At 46.2% G+C, this 26306-nt stretch carries 21 protein-coding genes and 2 tRNA genes; 10 read left to right on the top strand and 13 right to left on the bottom strand.

The features are described 5' to 3' along the window. Positions 1 to 243 precede the first annotated feature (243 nt). Positions 244 to 2865, top strand: a complete 2622-nt coding sequence (locus DN599_RS05170) for a TonB-dependent receptor (protein WP_110456539.1) — start codon at positions 244 to 246, stop codon at positions 2863 to 2865. 484 nt (positions 2866 to 3349) lie between these two features. On the opposite strand, the gene DN599_RS05165 is transcribed toward DN599_RS05170, so the two are convergent. Beyond that, the gene (locus tag DN599_RS05165) at positions 3350 to 3775 is read right to left on the bottom strand and encodes a SapC family protein (RefSeq protein WP_110456538.1); all 426 of its coding nucleotides are present in this window, start codon (positions 3773 to 3775) and stop codon (positions 3350 to 3352) included. A 497-nt stretch (positions 3776 to 4272) separates the two neighbouring features. On the opposite strand from DN599_RS05165, the gene DN599_RS05160 reads away from it, so the two are divergent. The 5 genes from DN599_RS05160 to nagP all read left to right on the top strand — a co-directional run bounded on the left by DN599_RS05160 (position 4273) and on the right by nagP (position 12175). Next, positions 4273 to 6984, top strand: a complete 2712-nt coding sequence (locus DN599_RS05160) for a family 20 glycosylhydrolase (RefSeq protein ID WP_110456537.1) — start codon at positions 4273 to 4275, stop codon at positions 6982 to 6984. Between the two features lie 309 nt (positions 6985 to 7293). After that, entirely contained in the window at positions 7294 to 8208 is a 915-nt protein-coding gene (gene nagK, locus DN599_RS05155; RefSeq protein ID WP_110456536.1) for an N-acetylglucosamine kinase, read from the top strand. Between the two features lie 44 nt (positions 8209 to 8252). Beyond that, positions 8253 to 9383, top strand: coding sequence for an N-acetylglucosamine-6-phosphate deacetylase (nagA, locus tag DN599_RS05150; protein ID WP_110456535.1), 1131 nt, complete (start codon positions 8253 to 8255; stop codon positions 9381 to 9383). Between the two features lie 107 nt (positions 9384 to 9490). Further along, positions 9491 to 10627: a transmembrane glucosamine N-acetyltransferase NagX gene (gene nagX, locus DN599_RS05145; protein WP_110456534.1), complete on the top strand. Its 1137-nt coding sequence runs from the start codon at positions 9491 to 9493 to the stop codon at positions 10625 to 10627. A 243-nt stretch (positions 10628 to 10870) separates the two neighbouring features. Continuing rightward, positions 10871 to 12175, top strand: coding sequence for an N-acetylglucosamine MFS transporter NagP (nagP, locus tag DN599_RS05140; RefSeq protein ID WP_420820846.1), 1305 nt, complete (start codon positions 10871 to 10873; stop codon positions 12173 to 12175). A 297-nt stretch (positions 12176 to 12472) separates the two neighbouring features. On the opposite strand, the gene DN599_RS05135 is transcribed toward nagP, so the two are convergent. Together DN599_RS05135 and DN599_RS05130 are read right to left on the bottom strand one after the other, a co-directional pair. Then, positions 12473 to 12548 (bottom strand) — tRNA-Thr (locus DN599_RS05135). A 21-nt stretch (positions 12549 to 12569) separates the two neighbouring features. Next, positions 12570 to 12645 (bottom strand) — tRNA-Phe (locus DN599_RS05130). Between the two features lie 379 nt (positions 12646 to 13024). Between DN599_RS05130 and DN599_RS05125 the strand changes: the two genes are divergently transcribed. Both DN599_RS05125 and DN599_RS05120 read left to right on the top strand, forming a co-directional pair. Next, the gene (locus DN599_RS05125) at positions 13025 to 13579 is read left to right on the top strand and encodes a cytochrome b (RefSeq protein ID WP_110456533.1); all 555 of its coding nucleotides are present in this window, start codon (positions 13025 to 13027) and stop codon (positions 13577 to 13579) included. Beyond that, positions 13576 to 14151 carry a YceI family protein gene (locus tag DN599_RS05120; RefSeq protein ID WP_110456532.1) on the top strand — a complete coding sequence of 192 codons (576 nt, stop codon included), beginning with the start codon at positions 13576 to 13578 and terminating at the stop codon, positions 14149 to 14151. Before DN599_RS05125 ends, DN599_RS05120 begins: the two co-directional genes overlap by 4 nt. Positions 14152 to 14289: 138 nt before the next feature. Here the strand turns inward: DN599_RS05120 and DN599_RS05115 are convergent, their stop codons facing one another. Next, complete coding sequence (locus DN599_RS05115; protein ID WP_110456531.1) at positions 14290 to 14931, bottom strand: trimeric intracellular cation channel family protein; 642 nt, start codon at positions 14929 to 14931, stop codon at positions 14290 to 14292. A 448-nt stretch (positions 14932 to 15379) separates the two neighbouring features. Here DN599_RS05115 and ltaE point away from each other — a divergent pair, with 448 nt between their 5' ends. Then, positions 15380 to 16387 (top strand): low-specificity L-threonine aldolase, encoded by a 1008-nt coding sequence (ltaE, locus tag DN599_RS05110; RefSeq protein ID WP_110456530.1) that lies wholly within the window; start codon positions 15380 to 15382, stop codon positions 16385 to 16387. A 71-nt stretch (positions 16388 to 16458) separates the two neighbouring features. Here ltaE and DN599_RS05105 read toward each other — a convergent pair whose 3' ends face one another. From DN599_RS05105 to DN599_RS05095, 3 genes are all read right to left on the bottom strand, one after another. Beyond that, positions 16459 to 17145, bottom strand: a complete 687-nt coding sequence (locus DN599_RS05105) for a hypothetical protein (protein ID WP_110456529.1) — start codon at positions 17143 to 17145, stop codon at positions 16459 to 16461. A gap of 269 nt (positions 17146 to 17414) precedes the next feature. Beyond that, entirely contained in the window at positions 17415 to 19040 is a 1626-nt protein-coding gene (locus DN599_RS05100) for an alkaline phosphatase (RefSeq protein WP_110456528.1), read from the bottom strand. Positions 19041 to 19056: 16 nt separating this feature from the next. Further along, positions 19057 to 20553 carry an alkaline phosphatase gene (locus tag DN599_RS05095; RefSeq protein ID WP_110456527.1) on the bottom strand — a complete coding sequence of 499 codons (1497 nt, stop codon included), beginning with the start codon at positions 20551 to 20553 and terminating at the stop codon, positions 19057 to 19059. 325 nt (positions 20554 to 20878) lie between these two features. Here DN599_RS05095 and DN599_RS05090 point away from each other — a divergent pair, with 325 nt between their 5' ends. Beyond that, the gene (locus tag DN599_RS05090) at positions 20879 to 21247 is read left to right on the top strand and encodes an acyl-CoA thioesterase (protein WP_110456526.1); all 369 of its coding nucleotides are present in this window, start codon (positions 20879 to 20881) and stop codon (positions 21245 to 21247) included. 76 nt (positions 21248 to 21323) lie between these two features. Here DN599_RS05090 and DN599_RS05085 read toward each other — a convergent pair whose 3' ends face one another. From DN599_RS05085 to DN599_RS05060, 6 genes are all read right to left on the bottom strand, one after another. Continuing rightward, entirely contained in the window at positions 21324 to 21527 is a 204-nt protein-coding gene (locus DN599_RS05085; RefSeq protein ID WP_110456525.1) for a hypothetical protein, read from the bottom strand. A gap of 237 nt (positions 21528 to 21764) precedes the next feature. Continuing rightward, positions 21765 to 22130, bottom strand: a complete 366-nt coding sequence (locus DN599_RS05080) for a cytoplasmic protein (protein WP_110456524.1) — start codon at positions 22128 to 22130, stop codon at positions 21765 to 21767. 506 nt (positions 22131 to 22636) lie between these two features. Beyond that, on the bottom strand, positions 22637 to 22849 hold the full coding sequence (gene cspE, locus DN599_RS05075; RefSeq protein ID WP_110456523.1) for a transcription antiterminator/RNA stability regulator CspE: 213 nt from the start codon (positions 22847 to 22849) through the stop codon (positions 22637 to 22639). A 571-nt stretch (positions 22850 to 23420) separates the two neighbouring features. Then, positions 23421 to 24569 (bottom strand): L-threonine dehydrogenase, encoded by a 1149-nt coding sequence (yiaY, locus tag DN599_RS05070; protein ID WP_110456522.1) that lies wholly within the window; start codon positions 24567 to 24569, stop codon positions 23421 to 23423. A 405-nt stretch (positions 24570 to 24974) separates the two neighbouring features. Further along, positions 24975 to 25448, bottom strand: a complete 474-nt coding sequence (locus DN599_RS05065) for a LabA-like NYN domain-containing protein (protein ID WP_110456521.1) — start codon at positions 25446 to 25448, stop codon at positions 24975 to 24977. Between the two features lie 185 nt (positions 25449 to 25633). Continuing rightward, complete coding sequence (locus DN599_RS05060; protein ID WP_162599149.1) at positions 25634 to 26068, bottom strand: GNAT family N-acetyltransferase; 435 nt, start codon at positions 26066 to 26068, stop codon at positions 25634 to 25636. Between the last annotated feature and the right edge of the window lie 238 nt (positions 26069 to 26306).

Below are 26306 nucleotides of genomic sequence, written 5' to 3'. Positions count from 1 at the left end.
ATGGATATTAAATAGAAAGGTTATTTTAAGTTAATTTTATCAGTGTCTTATATTTAATGTTCTAAATTATCTTTTTTAGGATTTGTGATGGACTAGACGATATTTTATCTCATTTGGTTATTTTGTTGTGGCACAAGTGTTAATTGTTGTGTAATCTTTGTACTCACATGACAGCGTTGTCATTCCTGTTAAAGGAATGGGCATGAAACTAAAACGATAATAAAGTTATGGAAGGGATACGAGATGCGACCATCTACTTTTAAGAAAAGTATACTAGCTACAAATATTGCACTACTGATGAGCGGTGCAATGTCAGTTTCAGCCATCGCAGCGGAAGCTGAGGTAGAAACCGTTAATACCGATAATATTGAAAAAATTGAAGTGCGTGGTTTACGTGCATCGATGAAAGCGTCTATTAACGCTAAGCGCTTTTCTGATGCAGTTGTCGACGCTGTTACCGCTGAAGATATTGGTAAATTTCCCGATGGCGATGTGGGTGAGTCTTTAGCCCGCATCCCAGGTGTGACAGTTAATCGTCAATTTGGTCAAGGGCAGCAGGTGTCGATTCGTGGTGCTTCATCACAACTTACCCGAACGCTGCTCAATGGTCACTCAGTTGCCTCAACTGGCTGGTTTGATCAACAGGCTATCGACCGTAGTTTTAACTATTCACTACTGCCACCAGAGATGGTGAGTGGTATTGAAGTGTATAAGTCTTCACAGGCTGACATCACCGAAGGTGGTATCGGCGGCACTGTCATCGTTAAGACCCGTAAGCCGTTAGATTTAGATGCCAACACTGTATTCCTAAGTGCTAAAGGTGATTACGGGACTATCTCTGAAGAGACTGATCCGGCGCTTTCAGGGCTATACAGTTGGAAAAATGACAACGAAAACTTCGGTATTCTAGTGTCGGCAGCAGGCTCTCAAACTGAATATCAACGCAATGGTATCGAGACTTTATTGGGCTGGGGTGAGATTGTCCCCACGACATTCCAACAAGACAGAGAGCGCACGGCATATAACGTTGCAGCGCAGTATCGTCCTACAGATAAATTAGAGTTTGGCCTCACGGTAACCAGTATGGATTTAAAGGCGGATAACGCTAATACTTCTATTTTCTTGTTTCCAACTCAACAAGGTGTAAGTACCTGTAATCAAACCAATGCCGCCGGTGTTTGTACTGATATTACTCATACAGGTGAAGGCGGGTTTGCATGGGCACAAACTTGGGCTCGTCAAGCTGAGATGTCGTCAGACACCTATGACTTTGACTTTAAGTATGAAGCGGATAATTTCACTCTAGAAGGGCGTGTTGGTAATACCAGCTCAGATGGTGGCACGAGTCTAACGTCTAATTATGGTAATTCAATTGGTCAACCCGGTGACTTTGCTGGCCACTATGATGCTACTGGCGAAAAGATTCTTATCGATATTGCAAATAAAGATTTCGATGCCAGTGACTTTAATGGAAAACTGGCAACGGCTGGTTGGGCATTGAAAAAACAACCTAATACAGATGAAGAGACTTATGCGCAAGTCGATTTAACCTTCCCTGTTGACTTTGGGGCTATTACTTCAATTAAAACCGGTGTGCGCTACGCCGACCATGATGTGACTCAAGAAACTGATGCCGCTATTGTGGGCGATATCGCCGAAAAAGACGCCTCGGCTTATTATTCAGGCACCATGTCTTCAGGTGCTGGTTTTACGCTACCTAAGCCCAATTTTGATGCGATGATCAATGATGCATATGCCGCTGTTGATGGCTTTACTCGCGATAAGTCGGGTTACGGAACCTTGAACGAGAAAAACTTAGCGGCGTACGCGATGGCGAATTTTGAAGCCGATGGTATTCGCGGTAACTTCGGTTTGCGCTTTATCTCTACCGATGTCGAATCTGATTACTATGCATTGAGTGATTCAGGTCAATTTGCCGATGAGATGAGTACTGATAAGTCTAGCTATAACGATGTGTTGCCAAGTGTGAATATCGCATTTGATTTAACCCCAGATCTAATTTTACGCACCTCAGCGGCACAAGTGATATCGCGTCCTAACTACTCTGAGCTTTTTGCTACATCAACGCTCCCAGGCCTGAACGATGGAACGCCGGGTAATGAAAAGTTAAACCGTGGCTCAGTTTCATTAGACCCGTTTAAAGCCACGCAGGCAGATCTTAGCTTAGAGTGGTATTTTGGCGGCGAAGGCTTAGCATCTATCACTTACTTTATTAAAGATGTCAGCTCATTTATCACCACTCGTCAAAAGTTAAACCAGCAGATTGGTATTGATGATAACGACCTTATCGCCCAAGGTGATAGTGCATGCGGCGTTGGGGTTTACGATTGCTGGACCGTCAGTGAAAAGTACAATGCCGATGGTGGTCGTATCGAAGGGATTGAATTACAACTTCAAGACTCATATGACAACGGTTTCGGCTACTCGGTTAACTACACCTTTGCCGATGCGGGGTCACCAGCGGAGAATTACCCAGATCGAGTGGGTGTATTCTCTGATTCGTCTGAGCACACAGTTAACTTAGTCGGTTACTATGAAATGGAGAGCTTCAATGCTCGCCTAGCTTACAACTGGCGTAGTGAGTACATGATGCGTGAATTGCCAGGATTTTATGGCAACCGTCAACATGAAGACTATGGTTCACTCGACTTAAGCATGAATTACAGTATTACTGATTGGATGGACATTACCTTTGAAGCGGTCAACTTAACCGAAGAAGATAGCATTCAAACGGGTGTTGCGCCGCTAGATGCCGAAGTTATCCCTGAATTTAAGGCCGATTATCCAGTATGGAGTTTCGAAGGTGAAGCTCGATACAAGCTGGGGGTAGCACTTAGATTCTAACCTTGGTCCTGATGATCTATCGTCATAAGCCCAGCATCTGCTGGGCTTTTTATTGGCAGCATGGCAAGGCTAACACTCTTGCTATTAGGCTTGATAGGTCAGCTTGAAAAGCTAATACATGGGCATTTAGAGTGTCGTTATCATCACGGTGAGCGCAAAAGTGGCTTGGTAGGAAGTCGCGCGACTTACCGCTAATGATGGCTAGGTTAGTCGATATCTTGCACGGGGATAGGGCCTGCTCACATACCATTATTTGTTGTGTCATCACGACAAGGTCAGATGATAACAACTGACTTTGTGGTGTAGCGTGCTTGCAGAGTGAAGTATCAATAGAGACAGCATTATACGCTCGATATAACACTGTCATATGATTTATTTGAAGCGGCTGCCAATCGATTTAAATGAAGCGCTTGGCGATATGACTTTGCGTTTTATCATCAAGTGTTAATAACGATTTCTCCCCACTAGAGCATCGCGTGATGAGTTATGGTTGGCTGTCGTATTTATTCTGCTCAGCAATTAGTCTTGCTAATTGGTTTAACGAAGCTCTGTGAGCGTAGATAAGGGGCAGCAATCCTTTGTTTTTAAGAGCTAAAAAATCGTCATCACTGATAGCATTAAGGTTTTCATCATCGATAACATATACGCCACTAATGTTGATGTGTTGTACGTCTTCGCCTCCCTTAATGGTGAGTTGTTGAGGGCTAAGCAGATTTTTATCTGCCAGATATTGGCATATAGCCTGTGTTTGTTGATGTAGTGCTGCAATATCCATTAAGGCGTTGGTTCGAGCAATAAGATAGTCGGTCTGTTCACCATTATCGGTAAAGAGTCTTATGCCTTCATGTTGTGAGAGTAAGGGGCTCTGCTCATCGATACAGATGATGAGTTCATCGCTAGGTTGTGTCAATCTGGATTGACATAGCCATAGTTAAGTTAAAAAAAGCCTCTTTTGTCAAAAAAATGTAGATATTCTGTTTTTTGTTGTGTAAGTTTACAGATGACAGCGTTGTCATTTGCTTGTGTGGCATCTCTGTTTGTAAGGCTTGCATGATGTAGGAAGAGGTCTCTTACATGCATGTGTTTGGCAGTTGCCGCTTGGGTCAATCAAGCGTAATTGTGTTTGATGTTTCCTATAGTCTCTCCCCAGATGCTAGAGATAGCTAGGTGCTTTATTCTGTGAATTACAGTTACTGCACCTAGCATTTTTTATGGCGATTTTGAGTGACTAATAGCGAAGCATCATAGTGGCGAACGGCATTTCAAGTCGCTGTCGTGAGACCATTATTCGGCGTCATTGGCATGCAAAACACTGTGTTAATCATAAGTTGAATATATGCCATTGCGTATCGCTAAAGCCCGCAAATTCGGTATCACGCTTTGTGGATAAGATAATAGAGGAAGCCCATGAATAATAAACTTGTTGCAATCGCTGTGATGCTCACCTTATTCGGTGCAGCGTGTAGCGAAAAGCCACTCGAGGCGGTATCTCAGCCCGCAGCAACGACCAATGCAGCAGTTGCCATTACGCCTGTATCTCAAAACGGCACGATATCTCAACAGCAGTTGCATGACTTTGCCAACACCTTGGGGGTTACTTACGCAACGCTGACGAACTATCCACAGCAATGCACCAGTAGTGGTGTCGATGGACGCTGTTTTGCCGCGCAAATCACTTTTACATCGGCAATTGATTTTAAAGCGCGCGATTGGGCGATTTATTACAGCCAACTGCGGCCCGTTAAGGCGGTGTTATCACCAGAGCAATCGCCCGAGTTATTACCTGAGTTTGTTATTACCCATGTCAAAGGTGATCTACATAAAATTACCCCCACCGAGCAGTTTGCCGGTTTTGAGGCCGGGCAAACATACACTGTGGATTTTATCGGGGAGTTATGGCAATTATCTGAAACGGATGCCATGCCTAATTACTATGTTGTGGCGCCTGGACTTGAGCCTGAGGTGATTGCCAGCACTCGCTTGGGTATCGATCCTGATACTGGCATGGAGACGCGCCCCTACGCCGTGGCATTTGTCAGTGAGCAAACTCAATATAAGCGCAGTGATACCGATACGCTTAAATGGGCCAAGGCTGAGGTGTTATTTGAGGCCAATGCCCAGGTGCAGCCGGAGCCGACACTTGCTATTAACACCATAATTCCTACACCTAAATCGCAAATTATCGACAGTGCTGCACCAGCGGTGTCACTCAGTTCTGGCTATAAGTTATCAGCTACAGAGGTCAAGCGTAGCGCAATTGATGCTGCATTGGCACGCCTTGAGCGCCTTGGTGTTACCGAGCAAAAGCAGGGGATATCGTTGACGTTACGCCCCTTAACGAAACCACTTATGGCAGGCGGTTATCAACTCTCCATCACACCTGATAACATTACGATCCGCGCTGGCGATGATGCCGGATACGCCTATGGTATCGCTTCGCTCACTAGCCTTATCGATGTGAATACGCTTAGCGTAAATACCATGCAGATTGAAGATGAGCCAAGATATGCCTATAGAGGCATGCATGTCGATGTGGCGCGTAACTTTCACAGCAAGCAGTTTATCTTAGATCTGCTCGATCAGATGGCAGCCTATAAGCTTAACAAGCTGCACCTGCATATGGCCGATGACGAAGGCTGGCGATTAGAGATTGATGGCCTGCCCGAATTAACCGACATTGGCAGCAAACGTTGCCACGATTTGCAGGAAAATCGCTGTCTGTTACCGCAGCTGGGCAGTGGCCCCGACGCCGCGAGCGCTGTTAATGGTTATTACACTAAAGCCGATTATATCGATATCCTTAAATATGCTAACGCGCGCCAAATCCAAGTGATCCCCTCGATGGATATGCCAGGACATTCGCGCGCTGCCATTAAGTCGATGGAGGCGCGCTATCGTAAGTTGTTGGCAAAGGGTGATATTGCGGCGGCGAATCAATATCGTTTAATCGATCCCCAGGACACCACACAATACGCCTCAATCCAATATTATGACGATAATACGCTTAACGTGTGTCTGGAATCTTCATTCGATTTTGTCGGCAAAGTGGTCGATGAGATAGCCCTGCTACACCAGCAGGCAGGCCAGCCATTGACCGTCTACCATATTGGCGCCGATGAAACGGCAGGCGCTTGGATTGAGTCGCCAGTATGCCAAGCGTTTTTACACAATAACGATAAAGGCGTGGCCAGTGAGCAAGATTATGGCGCCTATTTTATCGAGCGCGTCGCCAATATTCTGGCTGAAAAAGGCATAGAGGCCGCGGGGTGGAGCGATGGCATGAGTCACACTCGCCCAGAGCGGATGCCGGCTAATATCCAGAGCAATATTTGGGATGTGATCTCCTATGACGGTTTTAAGCGTGCACACAAACAAGCTAATTTACAATGGGATACTGTGCTGAGTAATCCTGAGGTGCTCTATTTTGATTTTCCTTATGAGGCCGATCCGAAAGAGCATGGCTATTACTGGGCAAGTCGTAATACCAACGAGCGCAAGATTTTTAGCTTTATGCCCGATAACCTACCCGCTAATGCTGAGCAGTGGACCAATATCGAAGGCCAACCCTTTACCGCGGACGACACCATTAAACTTAATGAGCAAGGGCAACGCCTCAGCGGTCCCTTAGCCCGCGGGGTGACATTTCGTGGCCTTCAAGGGCAAATATGGAGCGAGACTATTCGCAGTGACGATGTTGCCGAATATATGATTTTTCCACGTTTATTAGCACTGGCCGAGCGTGCTTGGCATCAAGCCGACTGGGAAGTGCCGTATCAGCACCAAGGGGTTGTCTATCATCAAGATAGCGACTTCTTTACTGATGATATGCGCGCCAAGCAGCAGGCTCAATGGCAGGTTTTTGCCAACACGCTTGGTCATAAAGAGTTGCAAAAACTTGATATGGCCAATATTGCCTATCGAGTACCGACCCTAGGGGCACGTATTGAAGGTGGCATGTTGCAGATTAACCACTTCTATCCTGGTTTGCAGGCCGAATACCGACTTAATGGAGGTCAGTGGCAACCTTATACTCAACAAGTCGAGGTTGAGGGCAAAGTCGAGGTCAGAGGCGTGGCGGCGGATGGGCAGCGTAAAGGGCGCATGCTCAGGGTCAATTAATCAGCTGGAATTTGAGAGTGACAACCTACTATCAGGGTCACTCTTTTTCATGATTTCCATCAACAAGCATTGGCATGACTGAGCCTTTTTTATGGGCAGTTACTTCAGTTTTCGATGCGAAGCTTGCATTATCAAGAGCAATTATCGATTCGATGCTAGGTGGCATGTTAGTTGTGTATCGATAGCAATAAAACAAATGACAACGCTGTCATCGTTGTTGTAACATTGTATTAACTTGCAGTAGCGACCCAAAGTTATGGTTTCGATTAACGGTAATTTTGGATATTAACACGGTAAAAGAGGTCCGTAATGGGATTGAATCAGACGAAGGATACGCCCTTATACATAGGTATAGATGGTGGGGGAAGTAAATGCCGTGCGACCATCTATGCTGCAGACAATCGTATTTTAGGCAGCGGCGTTGCAGGGCGCGCTAATCCACTTCATGGTTTATCGCAAACCTTTGAGTCGATTCAACAATCGACCGCGCTGGCGTTAACCGATGCAGGATTAGCCTTAAGCGATAGCCGTCAGCTCATTGCCGGATTAGGACTGGCTGGGGTTAATGTGCCGCACCTATACCAGCAAGTAGTAAACTGGCAGCATCCCTTTGCGCAGATGTATGTCACAACCGATCTACACGCCGCCTGCATTGGCGCCCATAATGGAGGCGATGGTGCGGTTATCATCACAGGTACGGGGTCGTGTGGCTATGCCCATGTCGGTGAGCAATCTTGTTGCCTAGGTGGCCATGGCTTTATGTTAGGTGATAAGGGCAGCGGTGCTTGGTTAGGGCTGAAAGCGGCCGAACAAGTGCTGTTACACCTCGATGGATTCGCGCCGCCCACGGCGCTAACTGAGCGTTTGCTGACACATTTTAAGGTGCACGATGCCATGGGGATCGTGGCGCATTTAGCCGGACAATCCTCCAGCTGCTATGCCACGCTGGCACGGACGGTGTTAACCTGTGCCAATGACAATGACAATGATGAGGTTGCCAAATCGATTGTGGTCGAAGGCGCCGCTTATTTGAGTCAGCTAGCCCATAAATTGTTTGAGCTTAATCCGCCGCGTTTTTCAATGATTGGTGGCTTAGCCGAACCGTTAGCCCCTTGGTTGGATAGCGATGTTGTGGCCAACATAGCGCCGGTGATCGCGCCGCCAGAATTTGGTGCCGCTTACTATGCCCGTCAGCAGGTGGCTGTACAATCTATCACACGTTAACTATTGCACGCCGCCAGCGTTAACGCCTTCAGGGGATATTAGTTATGCAACAAACCTTAATAGCAGATCGACTCTTTGATGGTGAACAGTTTCATCATCAGCTGCCCATCACGCTAGAAGATGGTCATATCCGCGCATTTGATACGGTATCGGGCGTTGAGCCCATTAAACTGACAGGCACCTTAGTGCCTGGGTTTATCGATATACAGGTGAACGGCGGCGGTGGAGCACTGTTTAATGCCGATCCTAGTGTTGAATGTATTAACACCATAGGCCGGGCTCACGCGCAGTTTGGCACCACAGGATTTTTACCCACCCTGATCACCGATAAGGTAGAGATGATGCAGCGGGCTGCCGATGCTGTTGCCCAATCGATAGCTCAAGGCTGCCATGGTGTACTAGGGGTGCATTTTGAGGGCCCGCACTTGTCGGTGCCCAAAAAAGGGGTACATCCGCAATCGCATATTAGGCGTATTTCTGATGCGGAATTAGCCATCTTTAGCCGCAACGATTTAGGCACCAAAGTCGTGACGCTCGCGCCTGAAAATGTCTCCACCGAAGTGATTGAGGCATTAGTCGCACAAGGAGTTAAGGTCTGCTTAGGCCATTCTAACGCCGATTATGACACGGTAGTAGCAGCCTTGGCGGCCGGAGCCACCGGCTTTACTCACCTATTTAATGCCATGTCACCAATGGGGTCGCGGGAGCCAGGTATGGTCGGCGCCGCCATCGAGAGTCGTGACGCCTGGTGCGGGTTGATTGTCGATGGTCACCATGTACATAGCGCTGCCGCTAAAGTGGCTATTTACGCGAAACCTAAAGGTAAGGTGATGCTAGTGACCGACGCCATGCCGCCTGTCGGTATGGCGCAAGATGCCAGTTTCGAACTATTTGGCACGCAGGTGGTTCGCCAAGGTTCGCGTTTAAATGCGGTGACAGGTGAACTGGCGGGCTGTGTACTTGATATGATGGGAGCGGTGAATAATAGCGTCAACTTACTCGGATTATCACTCGATGAAGCGCTGCGCATGGCGGCTCTCTATCCGGCGCAGTTTATTGGACATCAGGCGCAGCGGGGGCAGCTGAGTATTGGCGCCAAGGCCGATCTGGTACTGTTAGACCAGCATAAGGTGCAACAAACCTATATTGCAGGGCACTTGGTGTATCAAGGTTAACGCATTTGAATCAATAACAGGCCCTAAAAGCATGACTTTTAGGGCCTTGCGCTATTTAGTGATAGCTCAACTACATCATCTTTATAAACATCATAGGAAGTATGCCGATGCAAGCCGAGCAGGCCAAGATGGTTAAGCCGAGATTAATGTCACTCGATGCCTTACGTGGCTTCGACATGTTTTGGATCTTAGGCGGTGAAGCCCTGTTTGCCGGCCTCTTCGCTTTGACCAGCTGGCAAGGTTGGCGCATTGCCGATGCTCAGATGCAGCACAGCCAATGGCACGGGTTTACCTTTTATGATTTGATTTTCCCGCTGTTTATTTTCCTCTCGGGCGTTGCGCTTGGATTATCGCCCAAGCGGCTTGATGTTTTGCCTTGGTCTGCTCGCTGGCCTGTGTATCGTCACGCAGTAAAACGTTTGTTATTACTGTTATTTTTGGGTGTGCTTTATAACCATGGTTGGGGTGTCGGGGTGCCGGCAGCTTTAGACGATGTGCGCTATGCCAGTGTACTTGGCCGCATTGCCTTTGCCTGGTTTTTTGCCGCCATCTTAGTGTGGCATACCAGTTTGCGTACTCAAATTATCGTGGCGTTGGGGTTGCTGATTGGCTACGGGGCGATGCAATTACTGCTGCCAGTACCGGGTAGCGGGGCAGGTGATTTATCGATGGCGGGCTCGATTAATGCCTATGTCGATAGCCATTTTCTCCCCGGGATCACCTACCAAGGACGAGCAACGGATCCCGAAGGGATACTATCCACTTTACCCGCGGTGATTAACGCCCTTGCTGGGGTGTTTACCGGGCACTTTATTGTTAAAACGCACCCCAAAGGAGAGTGGGCTAAAGTGGCGCTGTTGCTGCTGATTGGCGTTAGCGTATTAACTTTAGGCTGGTGGTGTGATGGCTTTTTGCCGGTAAATAAAGATCTGTGGACCAGTTCATTTGTACTGGTCACAACGGGCTGGAGTTTATTGTTACTTGGCGTATTTTATGCGCTGGTGGATGTGCTGAAATGGTATAAGTTGGTTTATGTTTTCGTGGTCATCGGCTGTAACGCCATCATCATCTATTTAGCTTCTAGTTTGGTGAAATGGGACTATATAGCCCGCAGTCTCTTTGGTGGGCTTGTTGATGCTTTACCCATTAATGCGCAGATATTAGCCGCCACGCTAGCCTTGTTGTTGGTACAGTGGTTGTTGCTTTTTTGGATGTATAAGCGTGACATATTTATTAAGGTCTAATTTTTACTACTGTATGGTTTGATTGTCTTTAACCAGTTAAATCTTGAGGTTAGCGTTTTATTTAATAAAAACCCAAAATGACAGCGTTGTCTTTTTTGGCTTTATGTTTTAACATCAGTGAAACAAGGTGGCAAAGAGTCTAGTTGAATAAGCGTCGCCATTGTCATGAGTACCATTATCAATACTGAGCCGGTATAGGTTAACCCCATACCAATATATTAATTACTATAAGAAACTTGGCTTATGGAAATGACATTAAATAGCGAAAATAAGCGCAGCAGCGTGATCCCGATGGCGATTGTCGCAGGACTGTTTTTTATCTTGGGTTTTGCGACGTGGTTAAATGGGTCGCTGATGCCTTACCTCAAACAGATCCTACAACTCTCCCCCCTACAAGCGTCGTTAATCCTCTTCTCTTTTTATATTGCAGTGACATTTACTGCCTTACCCTCGGCATGGGTGATCCGCAAAGTAGGCTATAAGAGTGGTATGGCTTTAGGTATGGGGATCATGATGTTGGCGGGCTTACTCTTTATTCCCGCGGCTAAAACACAAATATTTGCGCTGTTTTTATTGGCTCAGTTAGTGATGGGGACAGGGCAAACTTTACTGCAAACAGCGGTAAACCCCTATGTGGTAAGAATTGGTCCAGAAGAATCGGCAGCAGCGCGCGTTAGTGTAATGGGGATTTTAAATAAAGGCGCGGGTGTGATTGCCCCTATGGTGTTTACCGCACTCATTTTAGACAGCTTTAGTGATCGCGTCGGCATAGAGCTTACCCAAGTGCAAATTGATGAAATGGCTAATAGCCTAGTGTATCCCTATATGGGAATGGCGTTATTTATCGGCTTTTTAGCCATTTTAGTAAAGAAGTCGCCATTACCTGAGCTGGCTAAGGAAGATGATGAAACCTTAAGCGGTAAAGGGCACACTCGCGAAGCGTTATCGCACCCTAATCTTGCTTTAGGTGTGGTTGCGCTATTTTTCTATGTCGCGGTTGAGGTCATTGCTGGCGATACCATAGGTATTTTTGCCTTAAGCTTAGGGATCGAAAAATATGGTGTCATGACTTCATATACCATGATCTGCATGGTGTTAGGTTATATCTTAGGTATATTAACTATTCCGCGCTTTATCTCTCAACCCACGGCCTTAACCCTCTCGGCGGTATTAGGTATCTTGCTGACATTGGGCATTTTATTGGGGAGTAATGAGTCCTACGTGATAGCCAACACCCTATTGGTGCCTCTAGGTGGAGTCATGCTGCCCGACACCTTGTTGATGATCGCCTTTTTAGGTTTAGCTAACGCTATAGTGTGGCCTGCGGTGTGGCCTTTGGCGTTGTCGGGTATGGGTAAGTTGACCAGTACAGGCTCTGCGTTACTGGTGATGGGGATTGCCGGTGGTGCGTTTGGTCCCTTATTCTGGGGGATAACCAGCTCAGCCACCTCTTTGGGATTGCAAGGCGGCTATATGGTGATGTTACCTTGTTATCTGTTTATTCTGTTTTATGCCTTGAAAGGCCATAAGATAAAAAGCTGGAAGTGAGCCAGTGATCGAATAACATGATTATCAAAAGGAGCGCAGGCTCCTTTTTTTATGCGCTATTTTTATTGATAACAAGGCGCTATCTTTTGCTTATTTAAAGCCATTCAAGAACAGGTTGGTATTGCGTGACAGATGATGGCTTGGGCTTGGAACCATGACGTTTGTCTTTCGCCTAAGTAAGGGCCAGAGATAATGACGTACATGGTAAGCTTGGCTTAATCAATACCGCTTGTTGATAAGGTGATGGTAAATTTTAGGCATAAAAAAACCACTCAAAGAGTGGTTTTTTTATTTTTATGGTGCCGGCACCAAGAGTCGAACTCGGGACCTACTGATTACAAGTCAGTTGCTCTACCAACTGAGCTATGCCGGCTTAACTGTTACATCTAAATAGTGGTGCCCGAACCCGGAATCGAACCAGGGACACGAGGATTTTCAATCCTCTGCTCTACCGACTGAGCTATTCGGGCAACTAAACTAAGTGTTAGTTAACTACTTCAAACCAGGTGTTTGTAACCCGTCTCGTTTGGAGTGCGCGTATAATATAGCGATGATATTTTTACTGCAAGTGCTTTTTTAGATAAATTTAATCGCATGGTCAGTTAGTGTTCGAAGTGGTTTTTTTTTATCAAAAACGCTGCTTTTTAATACTGATTTTGGGCGTTACCAGTAGCGAGAGTGACTTTAATCGCAATTGTTTTCGGCAAAAGTTTGCCTCGTTTGAGCCGATTTATCTGGGGATTATCTGCTAATTCTAAAAAATAGAACGTTATTGGCTAAATTACGCGCTATTACTCTTTCTAAATCGAAAGTAATATCAAAAACAGAATCAATAGACAGGATTAATCCATGATTAGGAATACGCAGAGTCGTTATGGTGTCGTCAGCATGGTGTTGCATTGGCTATCGGCTGTAGCTGTGATTGGTCTGTTTGGGTTGGGTTACTGGATGGTGGGGCTCACTTATTACAGTAGTTGGTACCAAACGGCCCCAGCACTACATAAGAGCATAGGGATCCTGTTGCTGCTTGCCACTATTGTTCGCTTATTGTGGCGCTGGGGTAACCCTAAACCTCAGCCATTGGCTCAACACCAGCGGTGGGAAAAGCGATTGGGCGCCTGGGTGCATGGCCTGTTGTATCTCTTATTAATGGGGATCTTTGTCAGTGGTTATTTGATCTCTACCGCTGATGGGCGTGGCATATGGGTATTTGAGCTATGGCAACTGCCCAGTATGGGGGAGTTATTTGCAGACCAAGCCGATATAGCTGGCGTGGTGCATCAATATTTGGCCTACAGCCTTATTGGCTTGGTTATTGTTCACGCCCTAGGGGCGATTAAACATCATCTAATAGATAAAGACTCTACATTAATCAGAATGACTACATTTAAGGAGATAAAATGAAACAGGGTATGCTAAGCAGCGTTATTGCAGGTGCACTTATGATGTCGGCCCAAGTAAATGCCGCCGATTATATTATCGACACGCAAGGCGCCCATGCCTCAGTGCAGTTTAGTGTGAGCCACCTAGGTTACAGCTTTGTGGTGGGGCGTTTTAATGACTTTTCAGGTGATTTTAGTTTCGATAACAGCGATATTGGCGCCTCTAAGGTCAACGTCACTATCAATACTGCCAGTATCGACTCTAATCATGCTGAGCGCGATAAGCATCTGCGTAGTAGTGATTTTTTAAATGTGGCTAAGTTCCCTAAAGCTACCTTTACATCGACCTCTGTGGAGCCACAAGGTGATGGCGAGTTTGTACTTAAGGGGCAGTTGAATCTTAACGGTGTGACTAAAGATGTGGCTATCGACGCCCATTTGGTGGGTGAAGGTAAAGACCCTTGGGGTGGTTATCGTGTTGGCTTTGTTGGCAAAACTGAACTCGCGCTAAAAGATTACAATATTAAGATGGACTTAGGGCCAGCCTCTAGTCATGTTACTTTAGATTTAGTGGTTGAAGGTATTCGCCAGTAAGTTTACAGCTTAGATAGGTTCATCATGGCTAACCTGCTTACTTTATATCAGTAAACTAAACATAGGTAAGCGAAATAGCGATAAGTTAAAGCCTCGAGCCCTTATATTGTACTGCGGGTATCGAGGCTTTTTTTAAACTTAGCCCACTTCATTATCTTGATGATATTGGTAGTTAAATTTTGGCATGCTCCAGTGATAGCGAATGGCTAGCATTCTAAAGCCAAAACCAAAAGTCAGTGATAGGGCTAAATTAAGCCAACTGGCTACCGCATAATGCTCTAGGACGATATACAGACTCGCCGTGAGCAAGGCCACTAAGGCATAGAGCTCTTTTTGGAACACCAATGGTACTTGGTTACATAAAATATCTCTGATCACGCTGCCAAATACCCCAGTGACTACGCCCATCACAACTGCCATTACTGGGCTAAAACCCAGCATTAAGGTTTTCTGCGCGCCAATGATTGAAAACACGGCTAAGCCGAGAGCATCTATGGTTAAAAATAATTTGGATAAATAGCGCATCACAGGTGCAATGATCACTGTGAGTAGCGAGGCAAAGGCGATAGCGACCAAGTAGTGCACATTTTCGACCCAGATTAATGGGTAGTTACCCAGTAGCATATCTCTGAGTGTCCCGCCGCCAATGGCGGTTGCACAGCCGATGATCACCACGCCAAACAGATCCATTTGTTTGCGCCCAGCACAGAGTGCACCGGTCATGGCTTCGGCGATGATGCCAATAAACCAAAGTATGGTGATAAATTCAGCTTGTTGCATTTGTTGCTCTCGTTGATCAAATGGAGCCGGATTTTGCCTGATGACAAGGCAAATTGACAACGATATTTTTTATGGATTTTGATTAGTTTTATTAATCTTTAACTGTGGGCTCGTTAGATGTTGTTATTGATTTAGCGCGGTATCTTACTCGGTTTACATTTGTTTTTCACTTAGGGATTTTTATGCCATGGATCATGGATCTTCATCGCGGTTAGGTGTTGCTAAAGATATCGGTCCCATTTTAGGGCTAACAAATTAAAGCGCTTTGTGTAACCACCCACTATACAGGATCTTTACAGGCTCTGGTTTTTAATTAAAAGATGGTTTTATGACGTTTTTCCAATAAGGTTCTGTTTCAATAAAAAATCCTCTCCTATGCTGGCGAGGATTTAAGCCGAGGAGTAAGATGCCTGCACTGTGTATTGTGTAGCGATAGGATAGGGGAATAATGATAGATTTTCGCAGTGATACGGTAACTCAACCAACTGTGGCGATGCGTAAAGCGATGGCCAGCGCCGAGGTTGGCGATGATGTCTATGGAGACGATCCCACGGTTAACCGATTAGAAGCGATGGCGGCAGAACGCTTTGGTTTCGATGGCGCCCTGTTTACCTCGTCGGGCACTCAAGCCAATTTGCTGGCGCTGATGTCGCATTGTGAACGGGGTGACGAATACATTTGTGGGCAACAGGCGCACAACTATAAATTTGAAGGGGGTGGCGCCGCAGTACTTGGCAGTGTGCAACCGCAGCCATTAGCCAATCAGGCCGATGGCTCTATATTGCTGAGCGACATTGAAGCGGCCATCAAACCCGACGATATTCATTTTGCTAAAACCCGCCTGCTTAGCTTAGAAAACACCATTGGTGGCAAGGTGTTGTCGGCACAATATCTGGCAGATGCCCAAGCGCTAGCATTCAACCATCGTCTTAAAATCCATCTCGATGGTGCTCGGATTGCCAATGCGGCAGTGGCCCAAGGCGTAGCGATAAGTGAACTTACCCAGTATTTTGATTCAGTGTCTATCTGCTTGTCAAAAGGCTTATGTGCGCCAGTGGGCTCGCTGTTGTTGGGTGATGAGCGTTTAATTAACAAGGCGCGGCGTTGGCGTAAAATGCTCGGTGGTGGCATGCGTCAAGCTGGGATATTGGCCGCTGCCGCAGAGCTGGCACTTAACGAGCAAGTCGAGCGTTTAGCGATAGATCATGACAATGCCCATTATCTTGCCGAGCAGCTTCAGGGCGTGGCAGAGTTTGAGGTGAATGTCGCCGAGGTGCAGACGAATATGGTGTTTGCTAAAGTCAGCGATAAACTCGACATTACCGCTATTGCTAAGATATTAAAAAAACAAGGGATATTACTAAGCCCTGGTTCGGTGATGCGCTTAGTGACCCATGCTGATATTAGCCGCAATGATATCGATACCTTTATTAAGGCACTTAAAGCCCTGCTTTAAACTAGGGTCGTTAGCCACAAGCCACCCATGGGCTGGCTTGTGGCTAACGCTATAAAGGCTATTTGCCCACGCTAATGATGGTGGCCGCCGCTTGTCGGCTGAAGTTTTTCGCCATCTGCCGAATAAAACCCAGAGCTGCCGTGCTGAATAAATCCTTGAGTGATCATTTTAGCGATAAAGGGATCGGACTCGCTGTCACCCACATCGGCAAAGTCAAGATCTTGATAGTCAGCGATAAGTCGATTAAAACTATCACCATTAATCGCTTTTAGTGTCGTCAATTGATAGCTTATGCGCTGATCTCCAGTATCGATTGTCAACGACTTAGGCAGTGATAGCTGTGGTAACCAGTCAATGCTGACGAATGGCTCGGCCTCATTCTTGTTATGAGCATTGCGATATTGCTGCTGTGCGTAGCATTGGCCTTGGCTACTGTCCACGAGGGAGAGCTGCGCTAGGGTATGGGGGGCGATAAGGTGAAATTGTCTGTCGATATCACTGGCGATGTTCAGTGCGAGCAGATCGCCACGGCGATAGCTAATCGAGCGTTTTTCGGCGGGGAAATAACGCACATATTCCCCATTTTTATGCCAGGCTTCAAAGCTGACTTGGTTATGTTGGTAGAGGATGTTGTCGTTAAAACGAGTCAGAATTAACCCTGTGTGCTGCTGCGTATTGGTATGATGATCTGTAGTAGTGATCTGATAGCTTGCTTGAAATTGACTGCCGCTGATCGCGGTATCACATGGCTCATCCATGTCAGTTGCGATATTCGCCCCTATCTTTGATGATGCTATTACTTGAGTGGCGTAAGTGCTATTGCACATAAGCAGGAACACGCACAGTAGAGACATAGTTATTGCACTGCTTATCGGCTTCATGAGCGGTTGAGGGTGGCAATACATCGAAGACTCCTTAGTCTTATTATATGCAATCAGTGAGTTGTAATTAATAAACCGCAGCCTAGGACATAACACAAGATCACTCTTGTTGCTCTTCACTCATAGGCTGCAGTGCTTGCAGCTGCTTACTGCACGGCGGCATTAGCCTTATTGACTAAGTCGCCAGCGTAATTCATCACGTGAAAGAGATGATTTTGCTCTACGGTTCCCTCAATTAGGCTTGCACCAGGACCGCGAGCAAATATTGCCACATCTTCACCTGCGTGGGTTTCACTGCTTAGCGGTACTAACGCCTCTTGATGAAAGCCCGCGCTTTGGGGATCGGTGTAATTCAGATCGACTCGCCCGGCCAGCGCGGCGGTGTTGTAACGCTCATCACCTCCGGTTGCTAGCGATGCGAAGCCTAAACCGTTGGCGTAACCGACAGTGGTGTAAGGCATTCCGTTGGCATCGGTGGCATTAGTTGCCGATGGCAAACCGTTGGCATCGTTACTTTTTACTAAGCCTAAAATAGGGTTGCCGCGGGTAGGGTAACCGGCAATGGTAAATACGTGGCTATGATCAGCCGTTACCATCAACAAGGTATCGTTTGCCGACGTTTTTTCCATGGCGACACGAACGGCCTCTGACAAGGCAATGGTGTCGTGTAGCGCCCGTGCAGCATTACCTGCATGGTGTGCATGGTCGATACGGCCAGCTTCAACGATTAATACAAAGCCTTGATTATTTTTGCTGAGAATATCGATGCTTTTTGCGGTCATCTCCGCCAATGACGGCTCGCCTCGTACGCTGGTTTCGACTCGATCATAGTCATATTCCATGTGAGATGAGTTAAACAGCCCAAGCAGGTGGTCGGTACTGGCGGGATCTAAGTTAATGAAACCGTCTCGATCGCTGACATATTTAGCGTTAGGGTAGAGACTTAACCACTCGGCGGTTAAGTCTCGGCCATCGTTGCGTTTACCCGCTTTGCCTGTGGCATCGACCACAGTGTTGGGGATAAACGCACGCCGTCCGCCGCCCATGACGACATTGACCCCTTTGCCTTGGTTAAAATCTAATAGCTGCGCGGCAATGTCTTTACAACCATTGGCGACAGCTTCGGCGGGTAGGTTGCTGTCTGCTTCCCAATCTCGCTCGGGCACGTGGGCATAGGTTGCGGCGGGGGTCGCATGAGTAATACGCGCCGTTGACACTACGCCCGTAGACAGTCCCGCTATCGAGGCTAATTCCAGTGCCGTCATGAGATTTTGTCCTGATGTCGATGCGCAGTTACCGCGCGTGACACCTTCGGCTTGAGAAATAACCCCTACATCGGTTTTCACGCCAGTGATCATCGCCGTCATTGTGCCTGCCGAGTCGGGAGTTTGGCCATCGACGTTATAGGTTTTAGCTAAGCCAAGGTGGGGTAGGGTTTCAAAAGAGAGTGAGTTCTCCTCCCCAGTGGCACCATTTAGTTGGCCTTCTAAAATGCGCGCGGCGGTGACAGTCGATACCCCCATACCATCACCCACGAATAAGATGATGTTCTTGGCGGCACCAGCATCAGTATTAGGCGTATAGTCAGCGGCTTGGGTGACTCTAGTTTGGCCATCGATATACCATTGGTTCGCTGCGCTCCAATCTTTACCGTTTTGACCATTTGTACCAGCCGAACCATCGGTGCCGTTTATGCCATTGTCACCATCGCTACCACAGGCGGTTAGTCCCAAAATGGCGGCGATAGACAGTACCAGTAATGTGTTGTTCATGGTTATAGCTCCTAAATTAATACTTAGTACCGCCAAGCGATTGGGCTTGGTTGATAATATGGAAAATGACATTTTGCTCCATTACGCCTTTAACCAAGTTAGCCCCCGGCCCCGTGGCGTGTAGGCTAATATCTTCACCGGCGTGAGTTTCGCTGCCCATAGGAATGAGTGCTTGCTGCATAAAGTCGTTTTGCTGGGTATCAACGGAAGTTAAATCATCACGTTGACCAATAACGGCGCCAGGGCCGTTGGTGTACCCCAGTGTGGTGTAGGGCTTGCCGTCTAAGGCGGTTGATAAATTGCCATCTACATCATGTACTAGCCCCAAGATAGGGTTGCCGCGTTTAGGGTAGCCTGCGATGGTGAATACATGGCTGTGGTCGGCAGTGACCAAAATGAGGGTCTCTTCTGGGTTGGTGTTGTCATAGGCGGCTTGGACCGCATTGGACAGTTCCACTGCATCCATCAAGGCGCGCTTAGCATTACCGGCATGGTGAGCATGATCGATACGACCCGATTCGACAATCAACAAGTAACCGTTATCATTTTTATTAAGTAATTCAATGGATTTGGCTGTCATCTCTGTGAGAGAGGGCTCACCAGCCACATCGTTAGCTCGATCGAGTTCATATTCCATATGTGATGAATTGAATAGCCCTAGCAGGTGATCTGTGTTGGCAACATCGATGGCATCGAAATCATCTTTATTCCACACGTAAGCGGCGTTATCGAAATTATCGAGCCACGCTTGGGTCAGATCTAGGCCATCTTTGCGGCTACCGTTTTTGTTTTCACCGTCGGTAACGGTATTGGGGATAAAGGCGCGGCGGCCCCCGCCTAGGGCGACAGACAAGGCATGGTCTTTGTCCCGCATGACCATCTGATAAGCAATATCTTTACAATCATTGGCGATGGCTTCGTTTGAAAGGTTACTGTCGGCTTCCCAATTTCGTTCTGGGCTATGGGCGTAGGTGGCGGCTGGCGTGGCATGAGTGATGCGCGCAGTACTGACGACACCGGTCGATAAGCCTTTGGCATTGGCAAGATCGACCAAAGTCACTAATTCGTTCCCCTTTGATGATAGGCAATTGCCACGCAAGCTAGTATCGGAAACCGATAGTACGCCAGCTTTAGATTTTACGCCTGTCGCGATAGCGGTCATGGTGCCAGCACTATCGGGAGTTTGTTGGTTCGTGTTATAGGTTTTGACTAATGCCGTGTGGTTGAACCGCTCGAAGCTTAAGGCGTTCTCTTCACCGCCTTGGTTACCTGTGATCTGTTGACCTTGGTAGATACGCGCCGCAGTCAGGGTTGAAATTCCCATACCATCGCCGACAAATAAAATCACATTCTTAGCTTGGGTCTTGGTGGTTAGGTTGGCCTTATCCATAACTCGTTGGGCACTATCGGTAAACCAGGGACTGTTTGACTGAACGCTTGGTAGCACGGCGCTGTTGGCGGCCATGGTTACTAGGCTACACGAGATCAACGCCGCTACTCTTTTTATCATCATCGCTTCATCATCCGTATGTTGATTAAAATTAGTTATCAGTTGAGATAACGCGCGGTGATTGTCTGTTATCGAGATGACAGAAATGGGTCAGTCGGATTGCAGTTATATGAATGCCAAGTGCTTTTTTGGTGGGAGGTTATGATTGAGTTTGGTGCACCTAGCACCAAAACGGTGCTGTCATTAACACTGAGATATTTTTAACCAATTGATTATAAATATATTTATATGTTGGCCTGATTGTTGAGTAAGGATAAAAGAAAGATATTGGATGAGAGTAACGATTTACCTGAAGAGGGTGGGTCATTTGTAAAATGGGAGAGCATAAATGAAATACTACAGCCGACGTTTTGTTAAGCCAGAGCACCTCAATCCAGCAAATACGCTATTTGGTGGCCAATTACTCAGTTGGATAGATGAAGAAGCGGCAATTTTTGCTGCCTGCCAGATGCGCAGCCAAAGTATAGTGACCAAGATTATTTCAGAAATTAACTTCATGACGCCCGCTAGGCAGGGGGATGTCATTGAATTTGGTTTGGAGTTGATCAGTGCGGGGATGACATCTATCACGGTGCGCTGTGAGGTGCGTAATAAGGTCTCCTTATTACCTGTGGTAAGCATCGATAAGCTGATTTTTGTCAATGTCGATGAGCATGGTCAGCCTAAGGCTCATGGTATGCGCGCCAATGCGGCCTAATGTGTCACCAGCTGGCGCTTATATCGTAAGCGCCTTATTTGATTGATGTTACTAACGGGCATGTGACCAAGGTTTGTTAGTCCTCTTTGCTCAGATCTTCTTTAACCGAAATGACCGCATCACGAGAGGCGTGACCAATTGCCCGAGTGACATCACGAGTGGTATGGCCGATTTCAGTGGTGACATCGCGGGTTGTATCCCCGATGGTGCGGCCTGTATTTTTTAATTCGGCGCAGCCGCTGATGTTAATCAACGCCGCTAGGATAATAATGGCTTTCATGTGAGCTTATCTCGATAGGTAGTACGGCCATTCTAGCCCTTTATCTAACTCAGTAAAGCTATGTTTGCCGAATCGTAACCTTGAAAGCTTATAACCTAGGATGTGGATTAAGGTATGGGCTGATTATCCAATTGACAGGCTGTGAGGGAGGACACGTTGGAAATAGGTATTATAGGCCAAAATAGACTACCTCCGCAGGTGGAGGTAGTATAGGGGAGCAGGGAACTATCCTTGATGTTAGTCCAGTTTAGATAATCTCTGCTGATAGTCTTTGATCAGGTGCGCCATGATTTCTTGTACGGAAGTATCTTTAGTGAAATCATCCATATAGATCTTAAAGGTGACTAAAATATGGCCGTTACCTTTAAGGCGACCACTGCTCATCGAAAAATAAGAGCTTTCACCGTCAGCCTCTCTGACAATAAACCCTTCTTGTTCAAAGATACGATGACCGGAGCGATCGTGCCATTTAGTGATGCGGTTGAGGCCTATTTCGCATGATTCGTTAAATTCGATATGGTTTTGCCATGTGGTGGGATGAGCAGGATCTTTAATGTGTGGGCATCGAACTGTGTAGTTGTAAACATGAGAGATTGCTGTCATAAATTACCTACCTGAATTATGGATATCAATGCCATCATAGGCATCGCGTTTCTTTTCGGTCAATGTTTATTAGACTCAATACATGGAAAAAACTGATTGAGCACTTGGGGTTATAACTTACTGTCGATCTTTTGTAACACGACTACAGCACGCATAACCTGTGCAATGTCTCATTTCTTATAGTCTTACGTGTTTTACATCACCACTGCTTAATAAAGCTACAGCTAATCGAGTTGTATCAAATATGGGGCTGCAGAAAACGGTGAAGTGGTGTTTGATAACTCAAAGACAGTGACGGGAGCGGTAAAACATCATGCTAACAGAGCAACATAAGGTGTATCTTGAGGCATTTATATTTAATCGGTATGTATAGTAATCGCATACATTGTTGGAACGTTATTTATCATCTTTAGGGATAAGAGATCAGCATCAGCACGAAAAGCAGATACAAAAAAGGCGACCTAAGGTCGCCTTTTGTTCGCAGTTAAGCGGGGTAATGTAGCTGCTTATGCAGGAACTACGTTAGCCGCTTGAAGGCCTTTTTGACCTTGCTCAACTTCGAAAGAAACTTTTTGGCCTTCTTCTAGGGTCTTGAAACCGTCAGAAGCGATAGCACGGAAATGAACGAACACGTCAGCGCCGCCATTTTCTTGAGAGATAAAGCCAAAACCTTTATCTTCGTTAAACCATTTTACAGTACCAGTAGTTGTATTAGACATTGTGTGTCCCTTATTTAAATTCATTAAAAAGTATCGCGATAGNGCGATGTGCTGAGTAGCTGAATTATTAAATTATGACGAGAAGCTAAGGGAAACGCTGAGTACAAAAAGGGTGAGGATTTGGCTTAGGGTTTTACTTTTACTTTTACTTTTTTAATAACTCTTGAACAACAGAGCGAGTGCATAATAACAGTCTTTGCAGACTTTGCACGCTTTATTTTTGCGACTCCCTTGATGATCTAAGCCGCATCTTGGCTATAGCCATAGCAATCATTGCATTAAGTTGACAGATTGAATCGTTTTATTTTGGATTTAAATCGCGATAATTGCTGCTGACCTTAAATTAGGGGGACGTGTCTATCTGTTTGCCCTTATCTGTATTGATCTTACCTTGTACATCGCGGTAATAGAAAAGCGCGCCAAGTCGTCGACTGAGGCGCGCTTATAGCAAGTAAAATCGTTGCAGGGAAAAAGCCAGCTAATAAGGATATTAGCGTAAATAAAACTAAAGAACTAGTTTGCTACACCACTCTTCTGGTGCTTGTTCCCTCGTTGGCTTGCATCGCCAGTATTAAAGTGCTCGCTCAAAAATCTGACAAATCTCGGCGTGGGTCGCTTGTTTAGGGTTAGTAAAACCACAAGCATCTTTAAGCGCATTATCGGCAAGGGTTGGAATGTCTTCTGCTTTAACACCGAGCTTGCTGAGATTTTCAGGGATCTTCACCGCAACTGAAAGCGCCTTAATCGCATCAATTGCTGCTTGGGCGCCTTGTTCATCATTCATCGAATTAACATTAACCCCCATAGCTTTAGCTACATCTTTTAGGCGAGGCGCAGCCACTTGTGCGTTATAAGCTTGTACATGAGGCAGTAGGAGTGCATTACACACACCATGGGGAAGGTCATAGAAGCCCCCTAGTTGATGCGCCATTGCGTGTACATAACCTAGGCTTGCATTATTAAATGCCATGCCGGCTAAAAATTGAGCGTAAGCCATCTGTTCACGAGCATCGATGCTTTTACCATTTTCAACGGCTTCTACCAAGTTACCCTTAATGAGTTCGATAGCCTTGATTGCGCAGGCATCGGTAATGGGGTTAGCAGCTGTTGATACGTAAGCTTCTACGGCGTGAGTCAGGGCATCCATCCCTGTCGCTGCTGTGAGGCCAGCAGGCTTAAGCAGCATTAACTCTGGATCGTTTACCGATAAGATTGGGGTAGTGTGCTTATCAACAATGGCCATCTTAATGTGGCGCGCTTCATCGGTAATAATACAGAAACGGGTCATTTCACTGGCGGTGCCGGCAGTGGTGTTAATGGCTACCAAGGGCAATTGTGGCTTAGTTGACATGTCTAAGCCTTCATAATCTTTAATGCTGCCACCATTGGTTGCCACTAAGGCGATCCCTTTAGCGCAATCATGAGATGAACCACCGCCTAACGAGATGACAAAGTCACATTTATTGGCGGTAAGTAGCGCGAGACCCGCTTCGACATTGCCTAGTGTCGGATTAGGCTGCACTCCGTCAAATACGGTAGAGGTGATACCTGCGCTTCCAAGTTTTTCAGTTACTTGTCCGACAAGTCCAATATCCATGAGCGGCTTGTCGGTTACGATCAGCGCCCGTTGAAAGCCTAATGTTTTGATATCTCCGATAGCATCGTCAACGGCACCTTGCCCTAACGCGTTTACTGATGGGATAAAAAATTTAGCAGCCATTAAAATCTCCTTATTATGGGTTCGTATTTAAACGTTACCTAGGTATGTAAATTTGATATTTAAACGTTCTGGTTTGACTGTCCCTAACCTAACAAGCTCACCTGGCTAAAAGTGTGATTTAGATCAAGTAATGGCCAGTGCTAGACCAACTGGGGGGCGAGTATGACGATAAATACGGCAAACAATGTAAATTAATAAAAAGTAATTTATCCGCTTGTCTTTCAAAGAGTTATTTGTTATCTAAATGTAGGTGAACTAACTGGTTTGGCTATTTTTTGTGTCGAAACGGTACAACTCTACTGCCCTAATGCGCAATGTCAATAACCCGTTTGGTTATTTGTAGAATGGCGGTGTTATCTATGATTCTCTTTAGCGTCGATATCAGCGAATAGAAAAGACGGAGTTTTAAAGCAGCAAGGCTGCATCAATATTATGAAATTGTGCCGCCACATCAATAAGCCCTTTCGCGGTCAGTTTGGGGACGCCATAAACTTGGGTTTCCAGTCGGTATTTTTGGCTGATGTGTTGTAGCAAAAGGGCAAAATCACCATCACCTGAAAGCAAAATAATGCTATCAACCTCATCAGCTGACTCCATGATATCAATGGTAATACCCACGTCCCAGTCGCCTTTAGCACTGCCATCACTGCGCTGAATAAAGGGCTTAAGTTTCACATCGAAGCCTATGTGTTTGAGCGCATCTTGGAATTTCAGCTGGCCATCGTCACCACGATGGATGGCATAGGCATTAGCGATGACAATATCGCCTTCATAACTTAAATGTTGCCAGAGTTTTCGGTAGTTAAATTGGCGGCCATAAGCTTCTTTACAGGTGTAATAGATATTTTGTACATCGACAAATACGGCGAGTTTTTTCAAGGAGTGTTCCGAAATTGAGCATGATTGCGCCACTATAGCACAAGGATTGCACCACCATAGTGATAACCCTGTATTCCCTTTAATGATTGCACACCGATAGGTAGTACTTTAGTTGTAGCTACTGGCTCTTGTTCAGTGATGAATTATCCGTCTATTGCATCATTAAGAGAGAATTATTTGGTGAGTTAATCATCTGGCTGGTTGTTAAAGTACATCGGCGTGAGGGATTTCCCTTGATTAAGGTAACGTCGATGTAATTGCGCTATTTCTACGGGGAACACGCCTTCGGTGCTAAATTGATGTTGGCGATAAAAAGGCTCTAGCTCGGGGAGTGCAAATAAAAAATGGGCGCAGGTATTGAGCTCAGGCGACAGTGAGCGCATTAGGTGATGAGCTAGGCCTTGGTTGCGATGGTCTGGATGAACCAACATGCCGGTCAATAACTGATATGGCCCTATAGCTCTTAACCTTACCGCGGCAATTATTGGTTGTTGAGGATTATCGTTGAAATATTTGACCGCAAGGCGCTCTTTTTTTCGCAGTCGGGCATGAGGCATATAACGCTTGTAAAAAATAAACGCCTGTTGGCGCATCGAAGGGTCGAGCCAATATACCGTCACGGCTTATCCTATGAAAGTCTTATTCTTGTATGGGATTCACTAAGCCTAGCAGAATGCGTTGGCGCTCGAAATAGCCAAGTCTTATCTGTTATTTGTCATCTAGGGGAGTCAACGCTTGATATCTTAACCATGGCAATAGCGTGAGCTGGATCAAGTTATTTCTGTGTGAAATTTACCCATTTGTTTTTATTGTGCGCCACTTTTGTTTCTGGTTGTGCTATTTGGTTGCTCATTTGAT

The organism is Shewanella algidipiscicola (assembly GCF_900380485.1).
Lineage (GTDB): Bacteria > Pseudomonadota > Gammaproteobacteria > Enterobacterales > Shewanellaceae > Shewanella > Shewanella algidipiscicola.
This window is presented reverse-complemented; position numbering and strand designations above follow the sequence as displayed.